At 40.3% G+C, this 23,386-nt stretch carries 23 protein-coding genes; 8 read left to right on the top strand and 15 right to left on the bottom strand.

Features of this window, described 5'->3' with window-relative positions; all coding sequences use genetic code 11:
• Nucleotides 1-19: 19 nt before the first annotated feature.
• Nucleotides 20-814: a TorF family putative porin gene (locus tag HL290_RS04265; protein ID WP_198495689.1), complete on the bottom strand. Its 795-nt coding sequence runs from the start codon at nt 812-814 to the stop codon at nt 20-22.
• Nucleotides 815-894: 80 nt separating this feature from the next.
• The gene (locus HL290_RS04260) at nt 895-1,809 is read right to left on the bottom strand and encodes a LysR family transcriptional regulator (RefSeq protein ID WP_056480397.1); all 915 of its coding nucleotides are present in this window, start codon (nt 1,807-1,809) and stop codon (nt 895-897) included.
• Between the two features lie 100 nt (nt 1,810-1,909).
• Between HL290_RS04260 and HL290_RS04255 the strand changes: the two genes are divergently transcribed.
• The 7 genes from HL290_RS04255 to pcaD all read left to right on the top strand — a co-directional run bounded on the left by HL290_RS04255 (nt 1,910) and on the right by pcaD (nt 8,293).
• Nucleotides 1,910-3,016: a muconate/chloromuconate family cycloisomerase gene (locus tag HL290_RS04255; protein WP_198495688.1), complete on the top strand. Its 1,107-nt coding sequence runs from the start codon at nt 1,910-1,912 to the stop codon at nt 3,014-3,016.
• 23 nt (nt 3,017-3,039) lie between these two features.
• A complete protein-coding gene (catC, locus tag HL290_RS04250) occupies nt 3,040-3,330 on the top strand; it encodes a muconolactone Delta-isomerase (RefSeq protein WP_198495687.1) in 291 nt (96 codons plus the stop codon).
• A 161-nt stretch (nt 3,331-3,491) separates the two neighbouring features.
• Nucleotides 3,492-4,412 carry a catechol 1,2-dioxygenase gene (catA, locus tag HL290_RS04245; RefSeq protein WP_198495686.1) on the top strand — a complete coding sequence of 307 codons (921 nt, stop codon included), beginning with the start codon at nt 3,492-3,494 and terminating at the stop codon, nt 4,410-4,412.
• 135 nt (nt 4,413-4,547) lie between these two features.
• Entirely contained in the window at nt 4,548-5,219 is a 672-nt protein-coding gene (locus tag HL290_RS04240) for a 3-oxoacid CoA-transferase subunit A (protein ID WP_045431259.1), read from the top strand.
• Between the two features lie 18 nt (nt 5,220-5,237).
• On the top strand, nt 5,238-5,888 hold the full coding sequence (locus HL290_RS04235) for a 3-oxoacid CoA-transferase subunit B (protein WP_198495685.1): 651 nt from the start codon (nt 5,238-5,240) through the stop codon (nt 5,886-5,888).
• 403 nt (nt 5,889-6,291) lie between these two features.
• The gene (pcaF, locus tag HL290_RS04230; RefSeq protein ID WP_198495684.1) at nt 6,292-7,503 is read left to right on the top strand and encodes a 3-oxoadipyl-CoA thiolase; all 1,212 of its coding nucleotides are present in this window, start codon (nt 6,292-6,294) and stop codon (nt 7,501-7,503) included.
• Nucleotides 7,504-7,513: 10 nt separating this feature from the next.
• Nucleotides 7,514-8,293 (top strand): 3-oxoadipate enol-lactonase, encoded by a 780-nt coding sequence (pcaD, locus tag HL290_RS04225; protein WP_198495683.1) that lies wholly within the window; start codon nt 7,514-7,516, stop codon nt 8,291-8,293.
• A gap of 64 nt (nt 8,294-8,357) precedes the next feature.
• Here the strand turns inward: pcaD and HL290_RS04220 are convergent, their stop codons facing one another.
• The 13 genes from HL290_RS04220 to HL290_RS04160 form a co-directional block, all read right to left on the bottom strand.
• The gene (locus tag HL290_RS04220) at nt 8,358-9,845 is read right to left on the bottom strand and encodes an NAD-dependent phenylacetaldehyde dehydrogenase (RefSeq protein WP_198495682.1); all 1,488 of its coding nucleotides are present in this window, start codon (nt 9,843-9,845) and stop codon (nt 8,358-8,360) included.
• Nucleotides 9,846-9,878: 33 nt separating this feature from the next.
• A complete protein-coding gene (locus HL290_RS04215) occupies nt 9,879-11,096 on the bottom strand; it encodes a hypothetical protein (RefSeq protein ID WP_198496382.1) in 1,218 nt (405 codons plus the stop codon).
• Between the two features lie 142 nt (nt 11,097-11,238).
• Nucleotides 11,239-13,554, bottom strand: a complete 2,316-nt coding sequence (gene tynA / locus HL290_RS04210) for a primary-amine oxidase (RefSeq protein WP_198496381.1) — start codon at nt 13,552-13,554, stop codon at nt 11,239-11,241.
• A gap of 210 nt (nt 13,555-13,764) precedes the next feature.
• Nucleotides 13,765-14,679, bottom strand: a complete 915-nt coding sequence (gene feaR, locus HL290_RS04205; protein ID WP_005046790.1) for a transcriptional regulator FeaR — start codon at nt 14,677-14,679, stop codon at nt 13,765-13,767.
• A 197-nt stretch (nt 14,680-14,876) separates the two neighbouring features.
• Nucleotides 14,877-15,833 (bottom strand): p-hydroxyphenylacetate 3-hydroxylase reductase component, encoded by a 957-nt coding sequence (locus HL290_RS04200; RefSeq protein WP_198495681.1) that lies wholly within the window; start codon nt 15,831-15,833, stop codon nt 14,877-14,879.
• 45 nt (nt 15,834-15,878) lie between these two features.
• A complete protein-coding gene (locus tag HL290_RS04195) occupies nt 15,879-16,832 on the bottom strand; it encodes a PDR/VanB family oxidoreductase (RefSeq protein WP_198495680.1) in 954 nt (317 codons plus the stop codon).
• 34 nt (nt 16,833-16,866) lie between these two features.
• Nucleotides 16,867-17,604: an SDR family NAD(P)-dependent oxidoreductase gene (locus tag HL290_RS04190; RefSeq protein WP_198495679.1), complete on the bottom strand. Its 738-nt coding sequence runs from the start codon at nt 17,602-17,604 to the stop codon at nt 16,867-16,869.
• 9 nt (nt 17,605-17,613) lie between these two features.
• Nucleotides 17,614-18,099, bottom strand: coding sequence for an aromatic-ring-hydroxylating dioxygenase subunit beta (locus tag HL290_RS04185; protein WP_045431344.1), 486 nt, complete (start codon nt 18,097-18,099; stop codon nt 17,614-17,616).
• 10 nt (nt 18,100-18,109) lie between these two features.
• Complete coding sequence (locus HL290_RS04180) at nt 18,110-19,387, bottom strand: aromatic ring-hydroxylating oxygenase subunit alpha (RefSeq protein ID WP_198495678.1); 1,278 nt, start codon at nt 19,385-19,387, stop codon at nt 18,110-18,112.
• Nucleotides 19,388-19,416: 29 nt separating this feature from the next.
• Complete coding sequence (locus HL290_RS04175; RefSeq protein WP_198495677.1) at nt 19,417-19,944, bottom strand: nuclear transport factor 2 family protein; 528 nt, start codon at nt 19,942-19,944, stop codon at nt 19,417-19,419.
• 10 nt (nt 19,945-19,954) lie between these two features.
• On the bottom strand, nt 19,955-20,314 hold the full coding sequence (locus HL290_RS04170) for a hypothetical protein (RefSeq protein WP_000387554.1): 360 nt from the start codon (nt 20,312-20,314) through the stop codon (nt 19,955-19,957).
• A gap of 25 nt (nt 20,315-20,339) precedes the next feature.
• Complete coding sequence (locus tag HL290_RS04165; protein WP_198496380.1) at nt 20,340-21,488, bottom strand: acyl-CoA dehydrogenase family protein; 1,149 nt, start codon at nt 21,486-21,488, stop codon at nt 20,340-20,342.
• Between the two features lie 36 nt (nt 21,489-21,524).
• Nucleotides 21,525-22,634, bottom strand: coding sequence for an amidase (locus tag HL290_RS04160; RefSeq protein ID WP_198495676.1), 1,110 nt, complete (start codon nt 22,632-22,634; stop codon nt 21,525-21,527).
• Nucleotides 22,635-22,782: 148 nt separating this feature from the next.
• Between HL290_RS04160 and HL290_RS04155 the strand changes: the two genes are divergently transcribed.
• The gene (locus HL290_RS04155) at nt 22,783-23,250 is read left to right on the top strand and encodes a MarR family winged helix-turn-helix transcriptional regulator (protein WP_004642999.1); all 468 of its coding nucleotides are present in this window, start codon (nt 22,783-22,785) and stop codon (nt 23,248-23,250) included.
• Nucleotides 23,251-23,386 lie beyond the last annotated feature (136 nt).

Raw genomic sequence — 23,386 nt, 5'->3', positions numbered from 1 at the left:
CATTATTGATAAGTTTAACTTAAAAAACTTTTTTTACAGACACTGTAAATGTTGAGTCAATCGGATTTGAAATAGGTGCATCTGGCTCACCATTACTATACTTCTTATAGAACCCATTTTTATCCCAAGCTTTGGTATAGGCCACCCCCGTATTCCAGCCATCGCCTAAATCCTTAATAAGCTCGACTTTCATATCTTGGAAATTAGCTTCCGAGAAATTTTTAATTCTTTCATAGCCATAATGGGCACCAAAAGTCCAAGTGTCATTTATTGGCTGTGTAAAAGTTAAATCCAGATATGTAGTTCCTCTTGAACGTTTACCCTCAGGGCCGCCCATCGTCTTGGAGTTATAGCCAGCATAATCTGGGGTGTAGGTAATGAAATATTTAAGCGTTAAAGGTCCATAACCAATTTGAGGCACAATTTCGCCATAGTTATAACTGGTACTGCCCGTTTCAGGCGTGCTTTCAGCTCCCGGATAGTAGTAATAAAAAACCGTCATGCCAGCCGAAAACTTATCAAAAGTTTTTATATAACCTGCATAAAAATCCCACTCAACTGAAGCATCTCTAAGATAGTTAGAACTCACATTCGATGCCCAAGTACCCACAAATAATCCATTTGGATTTGCATAATCTAAACCAATCTGTAAAGCTGGCTTACCCCATGTTTGTTGGAAACCACGTGATATATATTGACTCGCGAAGGTTACATTTGCACTGTATGGAGAAATTTGTTCTTGTTCATTTAATTGTTCAGCATGTACAACACCAGTAGACATAATGAGAGAAGCTAGTCCTAAAATTTTTCTCATTCAATAATTCCTTTTACATATTACCTATAGGTTTAAAGTTTTAAAATAACATGAAAATTCAATCTTAATCGTATTAAAAATTATAAATTCAAATTTCTAGACACTTGTTCTTCGCTATAGATCTCTTCAATACAATCTAAAATTTTAGGAATATACGAACTTTGATCCATGTTGCGCATAGATAGAGAAATCGGACTATAAGCTTCTAAGTCTAAGATATTTAAGTAAGTTAGATTCTTCATTCCAATGTCACAGGCACTTTCCGGAATAATACAAATACCCTCACCCGATGCCACTAGTCCCAATGCCATATGAATTTCTCGGACTTCGGTCAATTTGGCTGGAATTAAACCCAATTTGGTAAATAAAGCTTGAATAGTGGTAGAAAAATTAGGCTTAGGTGTAGTGGGATAAGAAAAAATCGTCTCATTAATGATTTGAGATAAGTAAATTCCTGAATCTTGAAATTCACTTAATGGATGCTTTTTATGAATCGCTAATTTTAATTTTTCTTTTCTGAGTAAAAGTCTCTTAATGGCAGGATCACTAATGGGTAATCGACCAAAACCTAAATCGATTTTTCCTAACTTTAAAGCTTCAACCTGATCTCGTGTTCCACATTCAATCAGTTCAACATGGATATCTGGATTTTTCTGCCTAAATAGATAAATGACCTGTGGTAAGCGTCCGTAAAGCAATGAGCTGACATAGCCCACTTTGACAATGTTATCGACCAGCTTCATTTTTTTAGCCATAGAAGCCGCTTGAGCAGTATGCGTTAAAATCTGTACAGCATGTTGGTAAAAAAACAGACCTGCTTCTGTCGCTTTTAATGGACGTGAGCCTTTCACAAACAAATCAATCCCTAACTCTTCCTCTAGTTTTTTGATTTGACGTGTTAAAGGTGGCTGAGCAATAAAAAGCTTTTCTGCGGCTTTAGTCAGACTTTGTTCTTCAACAACGGTAACAAAATAACGTAGATGTCTTAATTCCATTAATATACCTTTTTAGTATCTTAAAATACCGTTCTATATCTATTTTAGGCTATTACATTCTTCTATGGTATGTAAACAAGTTTGAAATAGTTGAAACTTCATGTATAGAACCATAGAAACCATACTTGTGGATATTCCAACTATCCGTCCTCACCAGTTGTCTGTAACCACAATGCGTACTCAGACTTTGGTGCTCGTTAAAATTACGACCATGGATGGTATTGTCGGTTGGGGTGAAGCGACCACCATTGGTGGACTGAACTATGGTGAAGAAAGTCCTGAAAGTGTCAAAGCCAATATTGATACTTACTTTGCACCATTACTCGCATCAGTTAAAGATTTAAATGTGGCTCAAACACTAAAACTGATTCGTAAAAATATTAATGGTAACCGTTTCGCGAAATGTGCCATTCAGACCGCTCTACTTGATATTCAGGCAAAACGTTTAGGCGTGCCGTTAAGTGAAGTTTTAGGTGGCCGTCTGCGTAATAGTTTATCTGTACTTTGGACGCTCGCGTCTGGCGACACAGAAAAAGATATTGCTGAAGCTCGAAAAATGATTGAGTTGAAACGTCATAACACGTTCAAACTCAAAATCGGTGCACGCCCTTTGCAACACGATGTTGATCATGTGATTGCAATTAAAAAAGCACTAGGCGCAGATATTAGTGTACGTGTCGATGTAAATCGTGCATGGTCAGAGCTGGAATGTATTCAAGGTATTCAACAGCTGCAAGATGGCGGAATTGATTTAATTGAACAGCCGTGTGCTATTCAAAATACTGAAGCACTTGCTCGTTTAACACATCGTTTTGATGTCGCAATCATGGCTGATGAAGCTTTAACTGGGCCAGACAGCGCATACCGTATTGCAAAAAGCCATGGGGCTGACGTATTTGCGGTAAAAATTGAACAATCTGGTGGTCTGATCGAAGCATGTGAAGTGGCCAAGGTTGCAGGTTTGGCTGGAATAGATCTTTATGGCGGCACTATGCTTGAAGGCCCTGTAGGCAGCATTGCCTCTGCTCATGCATTTGCAACCTTTGAAACATTAGCGTTTGGTACTGAATTATTTGGTCCGTTATTGCTTACCGAAGAAATTTTGAAAGAACCGCTACGTTACGAAAACTTTGAATTGCACTTGCCAACAGCTCCGGGCTTAGGCATTGAAATTGATGAAGATAAAGTCGAGAAGTTACGTCGTTAAGGCAACAGGATAAGGAGTTTCCCATGTTATTTCATGTACGTATGGATGTGCATATTCCACTTGATATGCCAGCCGACAAAGCAAATGAAATTAAGGCTGTTGAAAAGGCTTATTCGCAAGATTTACAACGTCAAGGTAAATGGCGTCACATCTGGCGAGTTACAGGCCAGTACTCAAACATCAGTATTTTTGATGTTGAGAGCAATCAAGAGTTGCACAACATTTTACAAGGATTACCTCTCTATCCTTACATGAACATCGAAGTGATGGCACTTAATCGTCACCCTTCTTCTGTTCGTGATGATGATTCGTAATTTAAGAAAATAGTTTGAGTGTGTGGTCTGAAGTACATTCAAAAACTAAATATATTTATTCAGAAGGTAACAAGGAACGTGGCAGCAACAATTCGCTAGCAAAACAAAATGCCAGCACCATTGCCACCAAAAACCGTATTGCATACTTAAGGAGTTTTAGTATGAACCGTCAACAAATTGATGCGCTTGTAAAACAAATGAATGTCGACACAGCTAAAGGCGAAGTCGATGCACGTGTTCAGCAAATTGTAGTTCGCCTTCTCGGGGATTTATTTCAAGCCATCGAAGACTTAGACATCCAACCTTCAGAAGTATGGAAAGGTCTGGAATATTTCACTGATGCAGGTCAAGCCAATGAACTTGGACTTTTAGCAGCTGGCTTAGGTTTAGAGCACTATCTTGATTTACGTGCAGATGAAGCTGATGCCAAAGCTGGTCTTACTGGTGGCACACCTCGTACCATCGAAGGTCCACTTTACGTAGCTGGTGCGCCTGAATCTGTTGGTTTTGCGCGTATGGATGATGGCACTGAAACAGGCAAAATCGATACCTTAATTATTGAAGGTACTGTGACTGATGCCAATGGCAATATCATTGAAAATGCAAAAGTTGAAGTATGGCATGCTAACAGCTTGGGTAATTACTCATTCTTTGATAAGTCTCAATCTGACTTCAACTTACGCCGTAGTATTTTGACTGATGCTGATGGTAAGTATGTTGCGCTAACGACTATGCCTGTTGGTTATGGTTGCCCTCCAGAAGGTACAACTCAAGCCCTTCTTAACAAATTAGGCCGTCATGGTAACCGTCCATCTCACGTTCACTACTTCGTTTCTGCGCCAGGTTTCCGCAAGCTGACTACTCAATTCAACATTGAGGGTGATGAGTACTTATGGGACGACTTTGCCTTCGCTACTCGTGACGGTTTAGTTGCAACAGCAGTTGATGTAACTGACCCTGCTGAAATTCAACGCCGTGGTTTAGATCATGCTTTCAAACACATCACATTTAACATCGAACTTGTTAAAGATGCCGCTGCTGCCCCTTCAACTGAAGTTGAACGTCGTCGCGCTAGCGCTTAATTGAAAGTGTATGTGAGTTAAAAGTTCGCTTTTGACTCACAAAATTTATTCCATTTATTACTACCATTAAGAATTTAAATAAATTTTTAGCGGTAGTAATAACATCACGTTACCTCATGCTCTAAGGTTTCTCACATGATTGACAAAAGTAAGTCCTCTCTTAGCGAGGTTCTATCGCAGATTAAAGATGGTGCCACCATCCTGATTGGTGGTTTTGGTACCGCAGGACAACCCGCTGAACTCATTGATGGACTGATTGAACTGGGTGTTAAAGGCCTAACCATTGTCAGCAACAATGCCGGTAATGGCGATTATGGTCTGGCGAAACTGCTTAAAGCTGGTTCGGTTAAAAAAGTCATCTGTTCTTTCCCACGTCAGTCAGACTCTTATGTTTTTGATGAACTGTACCGTGCTGGAAAGGTCGAGCTTGAAGTGGTCCCACAAGGTAATCTGGCTTGCCGTATTCAGGCAGCTGGTATGGGACTTGGGGCTGTATTTACCCCAACTGGCTTTGGAACACTTTTAGCTGAAGGTAAAGAAACCCGCCAGATCGATGGTAAAGACTACGTACTTGAATATCCAATCAAGGCTGACTTTGCCTTGATTAAAGCCTACAAGGGCGACCGTTGGGGCAATCTGGTTTACCGTAAATCTGCACGTAACTTTGGTCCGATTATGGCCATGGCGGCTGATGTCACGATTGTTCAGGTTTCTGAGGTAGTTGAGTTAGGTGGATTAGATCCAGAGCACATTATTACCCCAGGTATTTTTGTACAGCACGTTGTACAAGTACAGCCCGCACAGTAAGCAATAAGGAGAAATAACATGAGCTACCAGAAACTCAGCCGTGACCAGATTGCAAAACGTGTGGCACAAGACATTCCTGATGGTGCATATGTGAACCTAGGTATTGGTTTGCCAACCAAGATCGCGAGCTATTTACCTAACGATAAAGATATTTTCCTTCATTCTGAAAATGGTTTATTGGCTTTTGGCCCACCACCAGTGGAAGGTGAAGAAGACCCTGAACTAATTAATGCAGGTAAAGAGTTTGTGACCATGCTTGAAGGCGGCAGCTTTTTCCACCATGGCGACTCATTTGCCATGATGCGTGGTGGACACCTTGATATTGCTGTGCTTGGAGCCTTTCAGGTTGCAGCCAATGGCGACTTGGCGAACTGGCATACCGGTGCCCCAAATGCGATTCCTGCGGTGGGTGGTGCGATGGATTTAGCTGTAGGTGCTAAGAAAGTATTTATCACCACAGACCATGTAACCAAACAAGGCGAACCGAAGATTGTGGCTGAGCTGAGCTATCCGGTTACGGGCAAACGCTGTGTTGACCGTATTTACACCGACCTTTGTGTGATTAATGTGACCAAAGATGGTTTGAAAGTGATTGAGAAAGTAGAAGGTCTTAGCTTTGATGAGTTACAAGCTTTAACAGGTGCAACTTTGATTGATGCAACGGTTTAAGTTTTTAAAAATATATTCACTATCGTGACAGGCGACATGGATGTCGCCCGTTGGATAGGGAGGCAAGGAAGCCTCCTCTGTTCAACAAAGGTTTTTGTTACTTTTGACCTTTCAAAAGTAAGGTATCGCTTACACAACAGCCCTACGTATATCACGACAAATTACAGCTGTGATGTCATTCGTTGATATGAAAATTTATGGATCATCACGACGGAGTCCTACCTGTTTAAGTCAGATACCACTAGCTAATTCATGTCACTTTTTTAAAAAAGTAACCAAAAACCTTTGTTACTCAGACACAACATCCCTGTTGTGCTGAGCAACGAGGCGACATCCATGTCGCCACCGCGAAATACTTACGGAGAATGGCTAAAAAAGCCTGAAGTAAAGGACAAAAGTTAGAATGAAAAACGCTTATATCATTGATGCTATCCGTACCCCATTCGGCCGTTATGCCGGTGGCCTTGCACCTGTCCGTGCCGATGACCTTGGCGCTGTGCCTATTAAAGCTTTAATCCAGCGTAACCCGAATGTAGATTGGGAACAGGTCGATGATGTGATCTATGGCTGTGCCAACCAAGCCGGTGAAGATAACCGTAATGTCGGACGTATGTCAGCACTGCTTGCAGGTTTACCGTATCAGGTTCCAGCAACGACTATTAACCGTTTATGTGGTTCTTCACTCGATGCGATTGCCATTGCTGCCCGTGCTATTAAAGCAGGTGAAGCAAACTTGATGATTGCAGGTGGTGTAGAAAGCATGAGCCGTGCACCCTATGTGATGGGTAAGTCTGACAGTGCTTTTGGCCGTAGCCAGAAGATTGAAGACACCACCATGGGCTGGCGTTTCATTAACCCAAAACTTAAAGAATTATATGGTGTAGACACCATGCCCCAGACTGCCGAAAACGTAGCTGAACAATTCAACGTAAATCGTGCAGATCAGGACCAGTTTGCCTTGGTGAGCCAACAACGCACCGCAAGCGCGCAAGCCAAAGGCTTTTTTTCTAAAGAAATCGTGGCAGTTGAAATCCCTCAGCGTAATGGTGATGCTGTTGTGATTAATACCGATGAACAACCACGTGCTTCAACCCTTGAAGGTTTAAGCAAGCTTAAACCAGTTGTAAAGGCTGATGGCACAGTCACTGCAGGTAATGCTTCGGGCATTAACGACGGTGCAGCAGCATTACTGATCGCATCAGATGATGCAGTTCAAACTTATAACCTCAAACCACGTGCCAAGATCATTGCTTCAACAGCGGTGGGTGTGGAACCGCGCATTATGGGTTTTGCTCCTGCACCAGCCATTAAAAAATTACTTAAACAAGCCAACCTGACTTTAGAGCAGATGGATGTGATTGAGCTGAATGAAGCTTTTGCTGCGCAGGCTTTAGCGGTTACCCGTGATTTAGGCTTGCCAGATGATTCTGACAAGGTCAATCCAAATGGTGGTGCAATTGCTTTGGGTCATCCGTTAGGTGCCTCAGGTGCACGCTTAGTCACTACAGCCTTAAACCAGCTTGAGCAAACAGGCGGTCGTTATGCCTTATGTTCAATGTGTATTGGTGTGGGCCAAGGTATTGCTTTGATTATTGAACGTGTTGAAGCACTTTAAGGAGAAACAAATGCCATCTTTTCAATCTGCCGATGCACAAATTAACTATCAAACCTTTGGCGAGCCATCTTCCCCTGCTCTGGTGTTTTCCAATTCTTTGGGTACCAATTATGGCATGTGGCAAAAACAGTTTAACGAGTTAAAAGATCAATTTTTTGTGATCTGCTATGACACACGTGGTCACGGTTCTTCATCTACGCCTAACGGCCCATACACTGTAGAGCAATTAGGTCAAGATGTTGTTCGATTACTGGACCATTTAAATATTAGCAAAGCTGCTTTTTGTGGTATTTCTATGGGCGGTTTAACGGGGCAATGGCTTGCAATTCACTACCCTGACCGTTTTAGTCAGGTGATTGTGGCAAATACTGCCGCTAAAATTGGGCAAGAACAGGCATGGCTTGACCGTGCAAAATTAGTACGTGAGCAAGGTTTACAACCGATCGCAGCCACAGCAGCTTCGCGATGGTTTACAAATCCCTTTATCCAAAGTCACGCTTCAATTGTCAACAACCTGTGTAACGACTTAAGTGCTGGCAGCGCAATGGGTTATGCCAATTGTTGTGAGGCTTTGGCTAAAGCGGATGTCCGTGAGCAGTTAAAAGACATCAAAGTTCCAGTATTAGTGATTGCTGGAACTCAAGACCCTGTAACAACTGTTGCAGATGGTGAATTTATACAGCAACAGATTCCGCAATCAAAACTTGCAGAAATAGATGCCTCTCATATTTCGAATGTAGAGCAGCCAGAAGCTTTTAATAAAATCTTAAAAGATTTTTTATTAGGTTAATTTTAATGGCTCAAAATAAATGGCCTATAAAGGCCATTTTTTATATCTCGTAGAATCTTTAAACTTAATACCGAATCATGACCGATTTTAATTCGGTGTAATCTTCAATAAATGCATCCGAAAACTCTCTACCAATTCCTGAAGCTTTTACCCCGCCAAATGGAACTGATGGATCTAAGAATGTATGCATATTGACCCACAAGGTGCCTGCTTCAATTTTAGGAATTAAACGCAAAGCTTTAGATAGATCATTTGTCCAAATACTTGCGGTTAAACCAAAACGAGATTGATTCATGAGCTGAATAAGCTCTTCATCAGTTTCAAACGGCATTAACCCGACCACTGGTCCAAAAGTTTCCTCTGAAAATAAAGGATCATCCGTATTTTTAAAGGAAATTAAAGTCGGCTGTACAAAATACCCTGTCTGATCTAGAGCCTCACCCCCTGCAATAATCTGGTTGTTGGCTTTTGCCATATCTAAATAATGTTTCACTTTATGAAAATGTGGCTGATTAGACAGTGGGCCAAACATACTTCCCTCATCCATCGCTGACCCAATTTTGAATTGAGATAGTGCTTTAGAAAGTTTCTCGACCAGTTCATCATATTTTGTGTGGTGTACAAAAAAACGCTCTGGAGATGCGCAAACTTGACCTTGATGCACAAAAGTTGCTTGCAACAAAGTTGGTAAAATCTCATCGACATTTGCATCAGCCAAAACGGCTATGGCATTTTTACCACCTAACTCTAGACTGACACGGGTTAAATCACTGCTCATCGCGAGCTTACCTATCGCCATGCCTGTTGGTACTGAACCTGTAAACGAGACTTTCTTAACGAGTGGCGATTCAATTAAATATTGTCCTGTATCCCCTTTACCCGTAACGACATTAATCACACCGGCTGGAATACCTGCCTCAATGGCAAGTTCGGCTAACCGTAATAAAGATAAGCTAGCAAACTCACTTGGCTTAAGCACAATGGTACAGCCAGTTGTTAAAGCTGAGCCAATTTTCCAAACACCAATCATGAGTGAAAAATTCCAAGGCACGATACCTGCGACCACACCAATCGGTTGTCTTAAAGTAAAGGCTGTATATTTTTCACCTTGCATTGATGGAATAGAAGGTTGCATGGTTTGACCATTAATTTTGGTTGCCCACCCTGCAAAATATCTTAAGAAAATAACAGATTGTGCGACTTCAAGATGACGGGAAATATTGATGAGTTTTCCAGTAGATAAAGTCTCAAGCTGTGCAAGTTCTTCACCATATTGCTCAATTAAATCTGCTAACTTGTTTAGTTTAACGCCACGTTCATACGGCGTAGTTTCGGCCCAAGCATTTTGAAAAGCATGTTCAGCACTTTTCACGGCACTTTCGACATCGTGTTGACTACCAATACTAATTTGAGCAACCACTTGTTCAGTCGATGGATTTACAATATCTACTTTATCTAAATGCTCAGCAGCAACTAATTTTCCATCAATAAAATGTCCATGTTGACGCGCCATAAATTGCTGTACGCTTGCTAAAATTTGAACTTCACTCATTTTTATTTCTCTCAATTCATTTAAAAGAATCTATTAATAGATGTATTGCAGAATCAACTGCGCATACACATTGATTTTGTCATCGTAGTTTTGAGTGCCTCCACTCTGGATATCCTGTTTAGGCTTATAGAGTCCAACCAACGGAATAACGTTAAGTTTTTTATTGACGGACCAAACCGAAAACACATCCAGCTCATGTCCATCCACATTACTTAAAGACTTATTTACTGTTTTGAACTTATAGGCCAAAGCACCCAACATGAAATTTTCTTTTAGATTCATACTGTAAGAGACTTGATGGATATCTGCATTTTTATTGAATGGGCCAGCATAATTTCCGGCAACTTCGCCCTGAAACCATGTACCAAAGCCGACCGTATTTCCATAAAACATTGGATCGTATTGGTCTGAAAAATGACTAAAACGGTAACCTAATGAGGGCGTATATTTTGAAGATAAAAAGTTATAGTTCAGCCCTACGTAACCTGCATTTTCTTGACTATCTTTTTTATCTTGAATAACAAACTCAGACTTAACTTGTAGCTCTGGTAAAGGTTGATAATTTAACCGCAAAGCATAATTTTTAAGGTCTTGTCGTCCTGAAACGTGTTCAGCATCTTCAAGGTCTAATACATTTAAGTAAGTAAACCCAACGCCCTTATCTTTAAGCTGATACATCAGATCGGTTACAAAGAGTTCAGATGAAAATTGTGCTTTATTATTCGATTTTAAATAAGCCAGTTTTAGCGTTGTATTCTCTTGCGGTTTGTATTGAAGCAGACTGGTAAAATCAAAGCTGCGTCGTGCTGCCAGATAATATGCCCCGCCTCGATCTAGTGTGCCATCCGCAGGAGGTTTGCCGAGATTTAATGCATCACCCGCAATGAAAAAACCATCACCAATCATGATATTTTGTCGGCCAATACTTAAATCATAGGTAGCCAACTCATCTTTATTGGTACCGTCTTTAAAGCCAATGATCCATTCATTTACATCTGTTTTACGTTCTTTGCCATTACTATTTTGGCCTGCATCACCATCACCAAATGTTGCCGAGCTAATACCGCTCAAGCTTGCATATAGCTGATTGTTTTTAAAGGTATATTGACCCTTAGCACCATATTTAAGATGGCCTTCTTGCCAATTGATTCTTTCGTCATCTAGGTTTTCACCGTTATAGCTTTTACCGCTGCTAAAAACCCCAAAAGTTGCTTCAAAAGTCGGTTTAATTTCAAGCTCACCAGCATGCACAGTTGAAAAAAATGAGACAAAGAGAGTCCCTCTCATCACTTGAGAAAGTAGAGTTTTCATACAGAATTCCTTTTTGCGAACGGCTTACCAGCGCTCAGGAATGGGTAACTTATTCGTTACCCATTCTGGCTCATGCACATTTTTAGTGATGGTCGTGCTGCGTGTTTTGCTCTTCTTCACCCAAGTTTAAAGTCGGGGTGTTGTCAAAGAAGTTCCAAGGTTTGATGAGTGTATTGACCCACTCTGTCGGCATGATTGGCCATTCTTCAGCACGTGCTACATGCGTGGTGCCTGTTGTCATCCAAACTACAAGGTCTTTATTTTGAATATTTTCGTTGTTGCCAATGAACTGTCCTAACCCCGTATCGTGAGTCGAACGGTTAGAATATTTACCTTCAGGATAGCGCTCGTCTGGATTGTACTGAGTCACCCAAATTTGTTTATCCATAAAGTTCAAACGTTTAAATAACCATTCGTCTTTAGAAAAATTAGCACCTTTCGCAACAGGGTGTGTTCCACCCGCAAACGGAATAAGTTGGTAAGAAACCGGATTGCCTAATTTATTTTCCTTATTGAAATTCGTGAGTAACCGAATGGTAGACGGGTCAAATTTTTCAGCCGCATTTTGCTCATTCGTAATGACTTTACTATCAATTTGCATTGAGCTTGTACGGACACCACCTTTGTCATTGGCTTTCACCACAGGGTCCATATGCATAAAGCTGTTATTTTCCCCATCGACGTCCATGTCTAAGCGGAAGTTATAGATGTGCTGATGCGTTGTACCCACAATATTATGGTCAATTAAAGTTCCATATTTGGTGTCTTCTTTGGCGGTACTGTCATGCATGGTGCGTGATTTAACGCCTTTAACAGCTTCAATACCCGTTGCACCCGCATTAATCCCAATTACACCATTTTGGGCAAATACCCAGTCAAACATGTAATCGTAGTTACCCACTGTACTAATCCAGCGCACAACAAGTTCACGGCGGGCTTCACTGGCATCTTGGTTACCAAAAATTTCGTGATGTTTATATTCAGGTCCAACATAACGTTCAAACACAGCAATGGCATTTGGAATTACTTGTGGTTGACCTTTGTAGTCTGCAATCACAGCATCAAGTAAAACAGCGTTGTCGGGTGCATCTGTTCCCGGAAGAATAGATGAGGTCAGCGTACCCATACCATATTCGCCAGAGTCTAAATAAGATTTGAAGTACCATCCAATATCAGGGTCACCATATGGAACTACCATTCCACCCAAGTTCCCTTCATACATGACTTTCCGCTTCACACCTTTATCTTTATAGGTCACTGTTGAAAGCTGTAAGCCAACACGAGAATCTAACGCTACATGCAAACACCAATTCCCCCAATGTATGGTTTGACCTGTAATGCTAAAGTTTTTGCCCTCAGGTTCAGTAATATTGAGTGGTTTTAGCTTACTTGCTACTGGCTTATTCGACATATAAGGTCGATTTGCCATTGGCACAGGAATGATCGCGCCTTCTTCAATCTTAATAATTTTTTCTTTATCTAAATCAACTACAGCAACTAGATTTTCAATCGGATGCGCCCAGTAGTTACCATCCCCAACATCGAGGTAAGCAACAACTTTTAATATATTGAGTTGTTTATCCAGACCATCTTTACCGCCAAAATATCCAACAGTTAGTGGTGTAGCAATCACTTTCTTCACATCGGTAATGCCACGTTTGCGCAATGCATCTTGATATTCTTTACTCGTCTCAATTACACGCTGTACAGCTTCAAAATTATCGAGCAACACCATTCCATGAGTGTCTTTAAGTACATTCCATTTGGTGACTTGTTGAGTGTTAAGATTAACTTCACCTTCAATCGCTTGATTGCCCTTTAACAAAATAAATGAGGCAATACGATCTTCTTTAAATTCTTTGTGATTGATAAAGTAATCCCAAACTTTGGCTTTTTCTGGTTCTTTTAACTTTAACTCGGCAAAACGCATATTTTTATAGGCGTATTTCGAGCTGTTAATGACATCAAATGTCTTTTTAATTTCGTCAGAATTTAAGCTATTGAGAGGATGAAAGGTATTTTCAATTTTGAAAGTTTGATCTAAACCAGACTGGAATACTTCATTAAAAAAGTCTTTTCCAATAACAGGTTTACCATCTTTAATTAATAAAGGCACGCTGAGCTTGAAAGGCTTGCCATTAACCAAAACCTGATCTGAATTGGGTTTGGCTCGAACCACCATAGAACCCTTGGTAATCATATAAGTATTGGTAAAATCATCTTTTACAACTTTGGCGCCTTGCTCACTCATGTTTTGATAAAGTGACACCATTTCGGCCTTTCCACCATGAGCATAAGCTTGAGTATTTAATCCCCAAAAGCTAGCAGCTATTGATAAGTTAAGTGCCAATATTTTTTGTATGTCATTCAATAATCGTTGTTTACGCATTGGTTTCATCCTTTTCATCTATCCCTGAACTATCTGAATCAGACAGTTAAAAATGCACTTCCCTGTGAGTGAAATTCATTAGACCAACTTAATAGTTTTAAGGTTATTAAGCTTATCTAACCTGCTCTAATGAATTTAATTTCAACACAGTTACATAGGGCTAGCTTGTTTAAGAATGACCTAGAACTTGTCTAAAAATGACATCAAAAGATGAAAGGTTTAAGCCGACACACCCTCTCTAAATTCTTTAGGAGAAATACCATAAGTCTTCTTAAAGATTTTTGAAAAATGCGCGCCATCCCAAAAGCCCCATTTCAAAGCAATTTGGGTAATCGAGCTTTGTTTATTTCTTTTATCAAGTAAATCTGCTTTGACTTTTTCTAAGCGTTTGAGCTGTATATATTTGTTAATAGATAGATTTTCTTGAAGAAACAGACGATAGAGATGACGTAACGACACCCCAATATGTTCTGCAATTAATTTAGGTGTTAAATCTGGTTTTGCTAAGTTTTCTATAATATATCGCTCGGCTTTTTCCATCAGATTATTTGAGCTATTAATATTTTTATAATTGATTGTCGGTTTGATTAAGGCAATCAGCGCATCTTCAAAAGCATTACCATCTTCGGTTGCATACCAGAGTTTAATATTTTCAGCAGACATGTTTTTCAAAATATTCTTGAGTAAAAAACCACTCATATTTTGAGTAATCAGTTTTCCAAAATATTCAGTACTAATATTTTCTTTAAGTAATTTTTCACGGGACAAATGCACTGAAATCTGGCTTACCAAGCCTTGCGGATACATCGAAATAGTTTCGACTGGATCGACCAACACAATATCGCCTTCATTCAGGCTTAGCGTTTCATTTTTATACTCGAGCAGCATTTTTCCCGAATACTGCAAAATCAAAAAGCAAAAACGATTATTCACTCGATCGATTTCATCGGCTTTTCGGACAATCTTATTTGCATTATTTCTGATAAAAGCAATTTCGGTATCACCCAATAAAAAGCATTGGACCTCACCAATGAATAAATTACGGGTGCCGTCAAAATCTGTTTCAAAATTTCCGCAAACATTCTTGATATGGTGTGTCCAATTCAACAATGCATCACTTACATATTGGTTCATCCCTTACCTCTCTATACACGTGCCACCGCGAAATATTTTCTTTCGCTGTAGTTCACTGTCTTGGCTTATTTGCAATCATGTTTTATTGATAAACAAATTGTGTGCCAAAAATTCCTTATCCTTGGAATTCTTTTGATTATAGTCAGCTAGATGTAAAGAAGCTGATAAATCAATTCAATTTATCAGCTTAATGAGGCTTATGCTACTCCTGCAAAGTCTCGCAGCATGGTAATAAAAATATCCTTTTGTTCCTCAGAATACTTTTTAAACACCTCATTTTGGTGGCTATCGGCAATATCAAACAAATACTGCGCCGTTTGTTTACCTTTCTCGGTCAGTGCATACAAATTATCGTGATCAACCAATAGCCCTTCAAATTTTAGAATTTCAGCAGATCTTTCAACTTCCTGCATTGGCATGGCAATATCTCGTGGTAAATCTTCTTTACTTGAAGCAGTTCCACTTGCCAAAACAAGCAAAAGACATGATTCACTGGTACGGAACCCAGAAGCCATTTGCTTAGGGATATAGTCGGTTTGATAAGCTTTAAAAGCACGGCTCATTAAGTAACATACATTATTATATAAGTGCCCATAATGTGTCTGGTCTACGCCGTTCTGTTCAGTCTGTTTAACTTGAAGGCTTGGATGCGGCATTACACAAGAATATGCACCTTGATGGTAGACCAACGGGCTTCGCCCTTGGTCATGAAAACGAACCACTTTACCAACAATAATCCAGTGGTCACCGCCTTCAATAACTTGATAACGTTCGCACTCAAACACCGCAGAACAATTTTCTAAAATGGGTGCGCGTCCAGCACCAAGTTGAAAATTGGTGTCTGCAAATTTATCAATATTACGTCTCGAAAACTTATTAGACAGCTCAATTTGCGTGCCCGATAAAATATTGACGGCAAAATGTGTCGCTTCTTCAAATACCGAAAAACTTGAAGACTTTTTATCAATACTCCATAAAATAAGTGGTGGATCGAGTGACACCGAGTTAAAACTATTTGCGGTTACACCGACTTTCTCACCTTGTGCATTTTGTGCAGTAATAATAGTAACGCCTGTTGCAAAATTTCCTAATGCCCGTCGGAACTGTAATGGATCGACCGTAAACTCATCTATTTGTTGTAATACATTCATCATCTTTCTCCTAAACCTTCTCTTATATCCATATAAATCGCGAGAGCATTAGATATCTAAAACTAGTCTCGATGTTTTAGAGCGCGAACAGCACACCAATATTTGTTCATTGCTGGCTTTTTCTTCATCAGTAAAATAAACATCTCGATGATCAGGTTCACCTTCAATCACATCGCACATGCAGGTTCCGCATACGCCTTGCTCGCAAGACATTTCAATCTCGATGCCTTCTTTAGCCAAAGCCTGCAAAATAGTTTCGCCAGCCTCTACCATAATGATTTTTCCACTACGCTCAGCCACCACCTCAAATGAATCTCCAGAAGTGTCAGTTTCGACTTGGAAATATTCTTTGTGGATTTGCTGCTCAGGAAAGTCGTGAGTCGTGGCGAGGTTAATCACCCAGTCCATGAAACCGACTGGACCACACGTGTAAATATGGCTTTCCGAGTCAATATCTTTAATAGCAGATTGAAAAAATGCTCGGTGGCTTGCACCTTCGGATTTAAAATGGAAGGTTGTGTATTTTGCTAACTCACCATTTTTAATTTCCTCAACAAAAGCACAGTTTTCAGCACTAGCGCCACAGTAGTGAAGTTCAAATGATGCCCCTTCATAGGCAAGTTGATATGCCATCGTGATTAACGGCGTAATGCCTATTCCACCACCAATCAATACGCTGTGCTTGGCTTTTAAAAGTGGAAATAAATTTTTTGGCTCACTAACCTGAATTTGCATGCCATCTTTAATTTCATCAAAAGCCGAGACTGAGCCACCACGTGATTCAGGGTCACGTAAAATTCCAAGGCGGAACTTCCCTTCGTCATTTGGATTTTGGCAAAGTGAATATTGACGCACCATCCCATTTGGTAAGTGCACATCAATATGTGCACCCGCTTCAACTTTTGGCAATGTTGCAGAAGTTGCAGATTCAAATTCCATGACTGCAATATTTCCACCTTCAACATGGCGATTTTTAACGACAACATCATAAAGTGTAGTCATGATTCAACTCCCTTTTCATGCTTAAGCTACGTGCTTAGCGCATGAATAAACCACCGTTAATATCCCATGTTGCACCAGTCACAAACCCCGCATTTGGACTCGCGAGCAACCCACAAGTTTCAGCAATAAAATGCATGCTACCTAAGGCTTTAACCGGAATATTCTGGATGAACTGTTCCATTTTTTCGTCTGACACCACACTATGAACAATCGGTGATTCCATTGGTCCCGGTGCAACCGCATTGACCGTCACACCTTTTGCAGCAAACTCTTTGGCAAAAATTTTGGTTAACGTCACAATCGCACCTTTGGTTGCCGCATAGTGTGCACCCGTTGCAGTGCCACCGTTTTGCCCCGCTAAAGACGCCATATTAATGATGCGTCCATAGCCTTTTTTAGCCATATATTGGCCAATAATTTGGCAAGCCTGAAAAGTGCCACGTTGGTTAACTTGAGTCACCCAATCAAAATCGGCTGCGGTAATTTCTAATACTGGCGTTGCCTTGGTGACAGTTGCATTGTTAATCAACACATCAAGTTTAGAAAACCTCTCTTCAATCCATTGCACCACGGCATGAAAATCTGCTTCGACTGAAATATCTAATTTCACAGGAAACATATTTTGTGCATATTGACTTTGTGTCTTTGCATTTTCGGCCTTTTCAAGCGTACTGGCTGACAAAATCACTTGATGGCCTTGGCTCGCAAAATATTCAGCAATCACATTACCGAGTCCTGAAGCAGCCCCTGTCACTAAAACAACTTGTTTCATTTGCTGCTCCTAAAGAATGTAGCTAATACCGGCTAAAGTATCTGTTGAGTTAACCAAATTAATGATTTTACGTTTAATCTTAAAACCAGTATCGGCATCACGAGTTAGATGGTAAGTAATATCTGCGGTGTAATGCTTGAGGTTTTCTTTACGGAACTCACGTAAGTTTTGAGCACAGCGTAAAACGATTTCATTATCTTGGTCTTGAATAACTCGTACACGAGAAACACTGCGTACCGTATTTGCCTTAGGTGCAGTTGAAATCGCTTCACCATTTTCAAGACGCTCTACACGTAAAGTACGCATATGGTTATCGTCATAGGCATAATTTAAGTTGTTTTCGTAGTCAGTGAGGTTTGGGTCAATCGGAATGATATAAACGCCTTTTTCATTCCATAAATTGAGCCATTCACGATATTCACTGTGGTCTAACATGTCTGCTTCAGCCCAGATGAAAGCAGTGACTTCATTTAATAATTGCAGATTCATATTCATTGCTCTCTCCTTAAGCCGTCATCATCTTTTTCCACTGCTGATAGGCTGCACGCATACCTGTTTCAGCACTGACATCACTTTTTAAGCCATCTTCAGTTTTGACTTCGCCCGGTAAACCGCGGTTCAACATGATCCATAAATCATTGCCTGCATTGGCGCCGTGTTGAACACGTTCCCAAGCTTCAGAGTCATCTGGTGTACCAAAACCAAATGGACCTTGGAAATGTTCATGCAAACGTAAGCGGTATTGGTTGGCAATTTGCGGACCACCGTCCATCGTAATCACCGAGTGATGAATTTCTGTTTCAGCAACTGAGATTGGCTGTAACACACGGAAGAATGCCATTGAACATGCAATATTCGGGAATAAATTTAAGTTAAAGCCAGAGCCACCGACAGCACGAACAATACGGCGCACTTCTAATTCTTCATGGCCTTCGTCGCGCAAAGCTTGAGCTAAGTCTTCAAAACGTTCTTGAATTGGACGCTCCATGAGCTCTTCGTCTAAATCAACCAGTTCAGGAATCATTACCATCACACTGTGACCATTTCCTAAATCTTCAACAAAACCCGGCTGGTTTTCGAAGTTAAAGAGTTCTTCGGTTTTTTCATCTACAGAACTTAAGAATGACTTGTGTACCAATGGGAAGTGATAAGCATCGGTGGTATTTTCAAGCTGAATTTTCCAGTTACCAGGGAAACGGAAACGGTGTTCACCCAACACTTTAATTGGATAACCAGCCCCTTGTTTCATAAACAGGTCAATCCATTTTTTTGCAGGTCCAAGGAACTCTTCAAGCGGCTGAATGTCTTCTTTAAATGAAGCGAAGATCATGCCGCTATATTCTTCTACACGTAGACTCACCAGCGGTAATTCTGACTTATCTAAACAGTTACCGTAGCTTTCTGGAGATGGCACACCGCGTAAACTACCATCAAGCGCATAACTCCAACCGTGGTATGGGCATACAAAACTATTGGTTTTTCCTTTTTTATGTTCACATACGGTTGCTGCACGGTGACGGCAACGGTTTAAAAGTACATGTACTTTCTTTTTACGGTCACGCACCGCAACAACAGGCTGTTTACCGATGTTAATGGTTTTATAGCTTCCGCCTTCCGGAATTTCGCTGGCATGGGCAACCCACACCCAAGTGCTATAAAAGATTTTTTCCATTTCTTCATCAAAAATGCGCTCATCTTTATAAAGAGAAGTATGGGCACGGTCACTTTTAACTAAAGTTTCGTAATCAGTGCCAATGTTATGCGTCGGGATAATACTGTTCATATCAATAGTCCTTTTAAATATGTCCTGGGTCATTCCTGGGAAGGTACCGGCAATTCAGCTTCACTGTGCCAATGCGATACGGGACGACTGAAAATATTCTGTGTTTGGAAATGTTTAATTTTCCATGTTCCATCTGCTTGCTTTTGAAACTTCACACTGAGCTTTGCTGTATTCAGATGACTACGGCCATCTTTAAACGTCGAAGTTTGCAACATAAGCCATGAAGAATTTGCATCATTTTGATTTACATAAATTTGTTCTGAATTTACAAAGTGTGCATTCATGACAAAGTGAGACTCTTTTTGGGTGTAACTTTTAAACATGTCGTAAATCGACTGCCAAGACTCATATCGACCAAACGATTTGGCATATTTCTCACCAACACCTTCCCAAATGCAGTCTTGATCAAAAAGATTCATGAGTTCATCAAGATCTGTATTTGCATTGAGCTCATCACAGATTTCCATATAACGGTTCAGGCAGTTACGAATAGCGTTATGGGCTTCTAACTGTTCTAGCCGCTCTATGATTTCTGCAATATCCACTTTGTCAGTCATTGCGGTCGCCTTAACGTTGGATAATCAATTCACGCCCAACACGAGCTTCAACTTTGCAATATTTCCAAAGTTTGTATGGACCTTCGCCAACCACCGTAGTTCTAAACAAGTTACAAGCCGCGTGTACGGTTTCAATATCTGGAACATCTGCAAGCAAGTACGTTGTCCAAGGCCAACCTGCACTTGGACCAACCATACTTTGGTCATCATCGAGATTTCCAAAAACATGCACACCTGGTAAGTCATGAATGCCATTCCACATTTCACCAAATGCTGCCCAAACTGCTTTTGCTTCAGCAGGTTCCGCATCAAAAAAGTTTTGGTTAATACCCATGCAGAACAAAACGCGTAATGATTTTTTAGCTTCCATCTCAATATCCTTTTAAAAATTAAACTTATAAATAACCTGGGGTTGGCTTTAACCCAAAACTGATTGAGCCTGCATTTTGTAAAGTCGCATCACCCATAAAGGCATGCTGGGTCACCACATTGGTGTCGTTTACAAAACGGCTAAATGGATTGTTGGTATAGATCGCTGTCATGCCCGCGAGCATTTGCATTTTTCGGGTCACTTTGGCGCAAACTCGAGCTGCATGGGTACATGCCAGACGCATATCGCTAATTTGTTCAGCAGTTGCCTCATGTCCAGCAATAATTTCATTCCAAACAATGTCCATGGTTTGATAAAACCAAGACTTTGCAGCCTGAAACTCTGCGTCTGCTTGAGCGAACTCATATTGAGTCACTGGGCGGTGGGCAATTTCTGATCCGCCTGTAATAGATGCTTTACCAGGTGCCAATTTTTCAAATTCCTCTAATGCAGCAGCTGCAACGCCAATACCCACCACCGTTAACACTTGAGTAGCTAAAGAGAGTGACGGATATTTAAAAAATGGCTCACTGAGTTTTGACGGTTCGCCACGTACAAAGGTCCATTTCTTTTCGACCAATACATCTTCGACTACCAAATCGTGGCTTCCCGTACCTTTTAGGCCAACGGTGTCCCATGTCATTTCGATTTTGGCTTTTTTGGCAGGCATCACTGCCATGCGTGGTAAGCCTTGCATTTCATTGTTTTTAAGCGGTGAAATTCCTACCCCAACAATGTCAGCTCCCATACACCCACTTGAGAATTTCCAGCGTCCACGAACCACTACACCTTCATCGGTAATTTCGGCAGGTTGCGGTGGAAAAATACCTCCAGCAAAGACCACATCAGGTCCGTTTTGGTACAACTCTTTAAGCGTTTCTTCTGGCAAGCTTCCTAAATACGCAGGGCTCATACCAAAACTTGCCACCCAACCCACTGAACCATCAGCTTTAGATAATGTTTCGATCAATTCACAAAACTGCCGTGGTGAACATTCGTCACCGCCAAAACGTTTCGGAACCAATGCACGGTAAACACCGATTTGCTTAAGCTTTTCAATAACGTCTTGGCTCACATAAGCCTGATTATCAAATTCACCTGTACAGGCACGCTCACGAATTTCTTGACACAAAGCATCTAAGTCAATTGCTTTGTCTTGAGAAGCAAACTCCATTTTAGATAACTTATTCATCATCTAACTCCTTGTAATTTATTGCATTGCATCAACACAAAATTTAGCTATAGCGCATAATTGCTCATCGTTTTGATGCTTTGATACGATCTGTAAGCCCACAGGTAAACCTTCACTGGTTTCAAGTGGCACTGAAATGGCGGGATGTCCTGATAAATTAAAGGGACGAACTAAAGCCGTCAGATTCAAAAAAGCGACTGTATTTTCAGCTTCAGCAACTTTTGGTGGAATTTGCGGAAGTGTTGGTAAAATCAATGCATCATATTTTTCTAATAAAGCATCAAGTTCTTGAGTCAGCTGCTGCTTCACAACTTCGGCTTGCTTTACTTGCTCTAAGGTAGTTTCAGCAGCTTTTAACAGGCGATTATTTACATCATGACCAATTAAACCTGTTTTGGTTAACTCACCAAAAGCTTGCCAGTTTTCATAATTAATAATCTGCATGCCTGCGTCATAAGCCGCGTCAAAATGTTCAACTTTTTCTAAAGTGGTCTGTAAATTCGCTTTTTGAAGCGCTTGATGAATACAGTTCCAAATAACCTCATCTGCTTTTACATCTAAAACAGCAAGTTTTGGTGCGCTAGTACATTCAGTAGGCTTGAAAGTTGGGTCAATAATTTGCATGGCTTTTTCAATCATTTCGACTGAATTTGCAAAAGGGCCAACGCAATCTAAAGAACTTGACGGCGGATATACGCCTTTTCGACTTACACGACCAAAAGTCGGTTTTAAACCAAAAACACCGCAGCACGCAGCGGGCATACGAATAGAGCCACCCGTGTCGGTACCTAAAGTAAAGTCAGCTTGTTTTGCTGCAATAGCCGCAGCCGAACCACTTGAAGAGCCACCAGGAATAAGTTCAGGATATTTTGGATTAACTGGTGTACCAAAAGCGTGGTTAATGCCAGTAATTCCAAAAGCCAATTCGTGCAAATTTGTTTTCGCAATAATTTCACAATCTGCTTTTAAAATGTTTTTAACGACCTCAGCATCATCCTGAGCAGGTTCAACATCTAATAAAGCGCGACTGCCAGCAATGGTTTTTAGACCCTGAATATCAATTGTATCTTTCACCATCACCTTGAGCTTGCCATTTCCTTTATGCACGCTTTGGCTAACAATATTCATTCACTTTTCCATGTATTTTTATCCATTGATTAAAATATGGGAAAATTTAATGGAATTGTCAAGTATTTTTTATAATTTGTACTCAAGGAAATATGCAAAATTTTGTTTATAATAGGATTACCCTTTTTTCCTAAGTTATTGCTTAGCTATGCTTGATCATTTAGAACAATTTCTTCCTAATAAAGAACCGTCGAGTATTCAAAATTTCCCTTTTTTTTGGATTTCCCAAGTTAATGGAAAGTATTCTCAACTTATTGAAAAATCAATAAAAAAACTAGGAATCGACAATACACGCCGTAAAATTATTTTAAGTACCAATGCCCTTGGAGAAGCAAGTATTACCGATATTGCTAATCTTTCGACGTTAAAATTAACCACTGCAACCAAAGCTGTATATCGGTTAGTTGAAGATGAAATTGTTGAAGTCTACTCTTCTACTTCGGATGAACGGATCTCAATGGTGAAATTAACTGCCAAAGGCGTTGAGCTGGTTGAACAGATTAATCAGATTAGTGTTGTGACCTTGGCTGGTATTTTGAATGCTTTTTCAGAAGATGAACTCCACAATCTAAATAATCAGTTGAAGAAATTATTTGATCTGATGCCTTCAAGCTAACTTAGGTCTCTTATTCATCTTGTTTTAAACATGCAAGAGTAAGCAGAAAACCGATATGACCTTCTGCTTACTTTTTTAAAAATTATTAATATTTATCAAAAACTTAAAATCATAAAACATAATTTTCTTCCTACAA

This window comes from Acinetobacter sp. AC1-2 (genome assembly GCF_016124155.1).
In the GTDB taxonomy this organism is placed as follows: Bacteria; Pseudomonadota; Gammaproteobacteria; order Pseudomonadales; family Moraxellaceae; genus Acinetobacter; species Acinetobacter calcoaceticus.
This window is presented reverse-complemented; position numbering and strand designations above follow the sequence as displayed.

Bases quoted from the DNA above. Each gene is read 5' to 3' on its own strand.
- HL290_RS04265 (WP_198495689.1), bottom strand. From the start codon at position 814: ATGAGAAAAATTTTAGGACTAGCTTCTCTCATTATGTCTACTGGTGTT.
- HL290_RS04260 (WP_056480397.1), bottom strand. From the start codon at position 1,809: ATGGAATTAAGACATCTACGTTATTTTGTTACCGTTGTTGAAGAACAA.
- HL290_RS04255 (WP_198495688.1), top strand. From the start codon at position 1,910: ATGTATAGAACCATAGAAACCATACTTGTGGATATTCCAACTATCCGT.
- catC (WP_198495687.1), top strand. From the start codon at position 3,040: ATGTTATTTCATGTACGTATGGATGTGCATATTCCACTTGATATGCCA.
- catA (WP_198495686.1), top strand. From the start codon at position 3,492: ATGAACCGTCAACAAATTGATGCGCTTGTAAAACAAATGAATGTCGAC.
- HL290_RS04240 (WP_045431259.1), top strand. From the start codon at position 4,548: ATGATTGACAAAAGTAAGTCCTCTCTTAGCGAGGTTCTATCGCAGATT.
- HL290_RS04235 (WP_198495685.1), top strand. From the start codon at position 5,238: ATGAGCTACCAGAAACTCAGCCGTGACCAGATTGCAAAACGTGTGGCA.
- pcaF (WP_198495684.1), top strand. From the start codon at position 6,292: ATGAAAAACGCTTATATCATTGATGCTATCCGTACCCCATTCGGCCGT.
- pcaD (WP_198495683.1), top strand. From the start codon at position 7,514: ATGCCATCTTTTCAATCTGCCGATGCACAAATTAACTATCAAACCTTT.
- HL290_RS04220 (WP_198495682.1), bottom strand. From the start codon at position 9,845: ATGAGTGAAGTTCAAATTTTAGCAAGCGTACAGCAATTTATGGCGCGT.
- tynA (WP_198496381.1), bottom strand. From the start codon at position 13,554: ATGAAACCAATGCGTAAACAACGATTATTGAATGACATACAAAAAATA.
- feaR (WP_005046790.1), bottom strand. From the start codon at position 14,679: ATGAACCAATATGTAAGTGATGCATTGTTGAATTGGACACACCATATC.
- HL290_RS04200 (WP_198495681.1), bottom strand. From the start codon at position 15,833: ATGATGAATGTATTACAACAAATAGATGAGTTTACGGTCGATCCATTA.
- HL290_RS04195 (WP_198495680.1), bottom strand. From the start codon at position 16,832: ATGACTACACTTTATGATGTTGTCGTTAAAAATCGCCATGTTGAAGGT.
- HL290_RS04190 (WP_198495679.1), bottom strand. From the start codon at position 17,604: ATGAAACAAGTTGTTTTAGTGACAGGGGCTGCTTCAGGACTCGGTAAT.
- HL290_RS04185 (WP_045431344.1), bottom strand. From the start codon at position 18,099: ATGAATATGAATCTGCAATTATTAAATGAAGTCACTGCTTTCATCTGG.
- HL290_RS04180 (WP_198495678.1), bottom strand. From the start codon at position 19,387: ATGAACAGTATTATCCCGACGCATAACATTGGCACTGATTACGAAACT.
- HL290_RS04175 (WP_198495677.1), bottom strand. From the start codon at position 19,944: ATGACTGACAAAGTGGATATTGCAGAAATCATAGAGCGGCTAGAACAG.
- HL290_RS04170 (WP_000387554.1), bottom strand. From the start codon at position 20,314: ATGGAAGCTAAAAAATCATTACGCGTTTTGTTCTGCATGGGTATTAAC.
- HL290_RS04165 (WP_198496380.1), bottom strand. From the start codon at position 21,488: ATGGAGTTTGCTTCTCAAGACAAAGCAATTGACTTAGATGCTTTGTGT.
- HL290_RS04160 (WP_198495676.1), bottom strand. From the start codon at position 22,634: ATGAATATTGTTAGCCAAAGCGTGCATAAAGGAAATGGCAAGCTCAAG.
- HL290_RS04155 (WP_004642999.1), top strand. From the start codon at position 22,783: ATGCTTGATCATTTAGAACAATTTCTTCCTAATAAAGAACCGTCGAGT.